Here is a 4,185-nt window from a genome sequence, read left to right as displayed (position 1 = left end):
TCATGAAAATTGCTGGAATGGTATGTATAGTAGCTGGCATTTTATTTATTGCAAAATCATAGGAGGTAAAGCAATGGGAACATATTTATATTGTATACTTCCATTTATAGCTTGGGTAGCTTCGGGAGTATTGAAATTTTTAGTGAATTATCTTCGTTCTGGAAAAGATGCTTTTCGTTTAGTAGGAAATGGTGGATTTCCTAGTACGCATACAACGATTTTATCAAGTATGGTCATGACAATCGGGTTTCATGAAGGGTTTAATACACCGATGTTTGGAATCGGGATGGCAATTTTAACAATTGTTATCATTGATGCCACAGGACTTCGCCGTACAGTTGGTAAACATGCAAGAATGTTGAATAAACATATAAGTTCAGAAGAAGAAAAATTAAGAGAGCGCCAAGGACATCATTGGCATGAGATTTTTGGTGGACTTGTGTTAGGAACAGTTATTGGGTACGTAGCACATCTAATTATGGTATTTCTACCTTAGGGGGAGAAGCAATGTTGAATATTTGGAATAATTATAAAGGAAAGGGGATATTAGCCCTTGTCCTTTTCATTTTTTATTGTTCGTTTTATTTTTTCATTGGTTGGAAAATGGATACTCACTCCAAAATTTTGAGTGGGGAGTGGAGTGATACCTATTTTTCTTTTGATCAAGGATATTACATTTTTGGTTTTTTCCTTGAGAGAGGAGAGATAGTAGGGATGAGCTGGTTCCGACATCCATTCCTTTATTATTTTGTTCAAGGATTCATGTGGATACTTGAAACAGTAAAAGTAGGGAATATAGTACACGGTATTATATTCATTCAAGCATTCTTAAGCGCGATTAGTGTAGTGATGATCTATGCATTATGTTGTAAAATTTGTAAGAATGTAATTGTTTCTTTCCTATTAGCGGTTATGTACGGATTCTCAGCTACTATGTTAGTTATTACGTGGACACCGGAATCTTTTATTTATGCAAATTTCACATTGGTACTGATGTGTTTTGTGTGTTATCCATTTATTAATGGGGAAAAAGAAGCAAAAATGGGGTTCAATATTACCAATATATTATTGGCATTAGGAATAACTGGGGTCACTTTAACTAATTCGTTTCTGTGGTTTTTAGGTAGTGTAATGAGTTATAAAAAATTGCAGAAAAAAATTATTTGGACTAGTATTTCTATTGTTATTGTCGTGATTACGTTTGTTTTAGTAATGAACGCAAATAATGTAGTTCTTATCGAGGCAGTGAAGTCTAGTATGGGCTTTACGCAAGAACAGAGTTTTTCACCAGAATACGTCAAACCAGTAGGTATATTGATGTTTCATCTATTATTAGGATCTTCCTTTATCTTTGGTAAATTTTCAGAAGTACCATTGCGAGTAGGAAGTGAAGTTGCACATTTGAACCTTCTTCCTTCACATACTATAATCGGTTGGATTGTAGTTGTATCCGTGTATGCTTTTATATTGGTAGTTGTATGGAAAAACTTTTTAAAAGAACCTTTTGTAAGGTTTTTAAGTTTATGTTTACTATTTAATATTGTTTTACATGGAATTGTTGGCTTTGGAGCATCTGAAGCATTTATTTATGGGGCACATATGGTATTTACAATACCTTTATTATTGGCATATGGCTTTAAAGTGATGAGACGTATAAAAGTATTCGGTTTATGTATAATATTACTATTACTATTAATAAATAATTTTGAGAGTATGTTATATTTCTATCATTTTGCAGTCTCGAACTACTCTTTATAATAAGGTTTATTTTTAATAAAAGGGTACTTTAGATAGGATGTCTAAAGTACCCTTTTATTATTCCTTAAAAATAGATACAAAATAAAAGTCCGAATTATCGCATTTTAGAAAAAATATAGTTATAATAAAAATAGAGAAATTTAGGGGGTCTGAACATGTTTCAAGTACAAAAAGAATTAGCAGGTCATGAAGCGGTAATTGTTGCTTTATTTGAAGAAGAGAAAATGAGTAGTTTTGTACAAGAACTGGACAAAGCGTTTGAAGGGCAATTACAAGTTTTACTAGAAGAGAAAGAATTATCTACGAAGAAAAAGGCCATTTCGAAAGTACATAGCTTAGGGAAAACAAATGTGAAACGTTATTACTTTGTTGGTTTAGGAAAGAAGGAATCTTACACGACAGAAACGTTACGTGCGGCTCTTGGTAAGGCGTTTAAAACACTGCAAGCAGCAAAAGTACAAGATGCAGCAATCTTACTTGATTCTTTCGTAACAGAGAAATTAGACGCGATTGATGTCGCTCATATTGCGGCAGAGGTACAAGGTCTTGGTACATATGAGTTACAAACGTATAAATCAGATAAAAAGGATCGTGTAGAGTTAGAGAAGTTCACGGCTATTACAGCGGAAGATGCACAAGAAATTGAAGCAGCATTAACAGTTGGCTACGTACATGGACGTGCAACAAATTCAGCTCGTACACTTGTAAATATGCCGCCAAACGTATTAACAGCGACAAAGCTTGCTGAGTATGCTGTTGAATTAGCGGAGAAATATGATATGGACTATAAAGTTCTTGAAAAAGAAGAAATGGAAGACCTTGGTATGGGTGCGTTACTTGCAGTAAACCAAGGTAGTGTAGAGCCACCAAAAATGATCGCTCTTATTTATAAAGGAAAAGAAGAGTGGACAGATGTCATTGGGTTCGTTGGAAAAGGTATTACATACGATACAGGTGGTTATTCTTTAAAACCACGTGAAGGCATGGTTGGTATGAAAGGTGATATGGGCGGTGCAGCTGCTGTATTAGGTGCGATGGAAATTATCGGTGAACTTCGCCCAGAACAAAATGTGATCGCTGTTATTCCTTCAACTGATAACGTTGTAAGTGGTACGGCATTTAAGCCAGACGATGTAATCACATCTATGAGCGGAAAAACAATTGAAGTATTAAATACGGATGCAGAAGGTCGTCTAGCTTTAGCTGACGGTATTACGTATGCGAAAAAACTTGGTGCAAACTACCTTGTTGATGTTGCAACATTAACAGGCGGTGTAATTGTTGCACTTGGAAACTATACGACAGGCGCAATGACAAATAATGAAGAGTTATTTGAGCAAGTGCTAGAGGCTTCTATGGAAACAGATGAGCCAATTTGGCAACTACCGATTTTTGATCGTGATAAAGAACGTGTGAGAAACAGTAAGTTTGCTGATTTAAATAACTCACCAGGCCGTGAAGGACATGCGGTTATGGCAGGTACATTCCTAGGCGAATTCGCTGAAGATACACCATGGGTACACTTAGATATCGCTGGAACATCAGAAACAAAAGGTGCGCACGACTTAGGTCCAGCTGGAGCAACTGGCGCAATGGTACGTACACTTGCAACACTTGTGGAGCGTTTCGGAGAAGAATAATTTTTTGAAGAAAAGGCTGTCTCAAATTTTTGAGGCAGCCTTTTTTATTGGTAATTCGATATAATTTCGTTTGCTACTACGCTGTTGAAAAAAATGTTTATAAAGAAATTGTGTATAAAATTCCATTTGAAAAAGGAAGTACGGTCTGTTTCTTTACAGAACCAAGTGCATCACTTTTTTCGGGTAAGCCAATTGTAACTTTGAGGCGTGTCCCGAGCTCAAGATTAACTTCTGTAATTGTGTTAATGAAAGAATATTAGCAATGGAGACGATACGATTATTTTAACGAGAATGCATCATCATGAAGATGGTTACTTTTAGAAAATGTTGATTCCATTAATGAGCGTGTAATGCTGTTGTAGCTTTGTCTATTAGAAATACCAATATGGATGAGCGACCTCTTTATTGGTATTTAATAGTTGATTTTCAATGTTATACTTATGTGATATAATCTTTCCTGTATTAGAAGTAAATAACAATTGAATAGGGAGGGAAAGAAGAGAGTGACAAAATAGAAGCACTCTTATTATTATGAGGGAAGGAACTTTATCTCAACAAAATATAGTTGTATTGTTTTTTAAACAGTTACGCCCGAAACAGTGGACTAAAAACTTGCTTGTATTTGCAGCGTTAGTCTTTTCGATAAAACAAGTATCTTTAACTATGGTGGCACAAGCTGCAATTTGTTTTGCACTATTTTGTGCAATATCTGGCTGTGTCTATATTTTAAATGATTTTATGGATATTGAGGCAGATCGACAACACCCTGTTAAGCGATATCGACCGA

The 4,185-nt window shown here is 35.3% G+C and carries 3 protein-coding genes and 1 pseudogene; all 4 read left to right on the top strand.

Annotated elements, in window-relative coordinates; translation table 11 throughout:
* Positions 1 to 73: 73 nt before the first annotated feature.
* Positions 74 to 496 carry a divergent PAP2 family protein gene (locus tag F3I02_RS19355; RefSeq protein WP_048564198.1) on the top strand — a complete coding sequence of 141 codons (423 nt, stop codon included), beginning with the start codon at positions 74 to 76 and terminating at the stop codon, positions 494 to 496.
* Positions 497 to 510: 14 nt separating this feature from the next.
* Positions 511 to 1,758 (top strand): DUF6080 domain-containing protein, encoded by a 1,248-nt coding sequence (locus F3I02_RS19350; protein WP_033689433.1) that lies wholly within the window; start codon positions 511 to 513, stop codon positions 1,756 to 1,758.
* Positions 1,759 to 1,913: 155 nt separating this feature from the next.
* Positions 1,914 to 3,398 (top strand): cytosol aminopeptidase, encoded by a 1,485-nt coding sequence (pepA, locus tag F3I02_RS19345; RefSeq protein WP_000487944.1) that lies wholly within the window; start codon positions 1,914 to 1,916, stop codon positions 3,396 to 3,398.
* 531 nt (positions 3,399 to 3,929) lie between these two features.
* Positions 3,930 to 4,185 (top strand): annotated as a pseudogene (locus F3I02_RS19340) (decaprenyl-phosphate phosphoribosyltransferase); the annotation flags it as partial.

Source organism: Bacillus sp. SRB3LM (assembly GCF_015712745.1).
In the GTDB taxonomy this organism is placed as follows: Bacteria; Bacillota; Bacilli; order Bacillales; family Bacillaceae_G; genus Bacillus_A; species Bacillus_A thuringiensis_K.
This window is presented reverse-complemented; position numbering and strand designations above follow the sequence as displayed.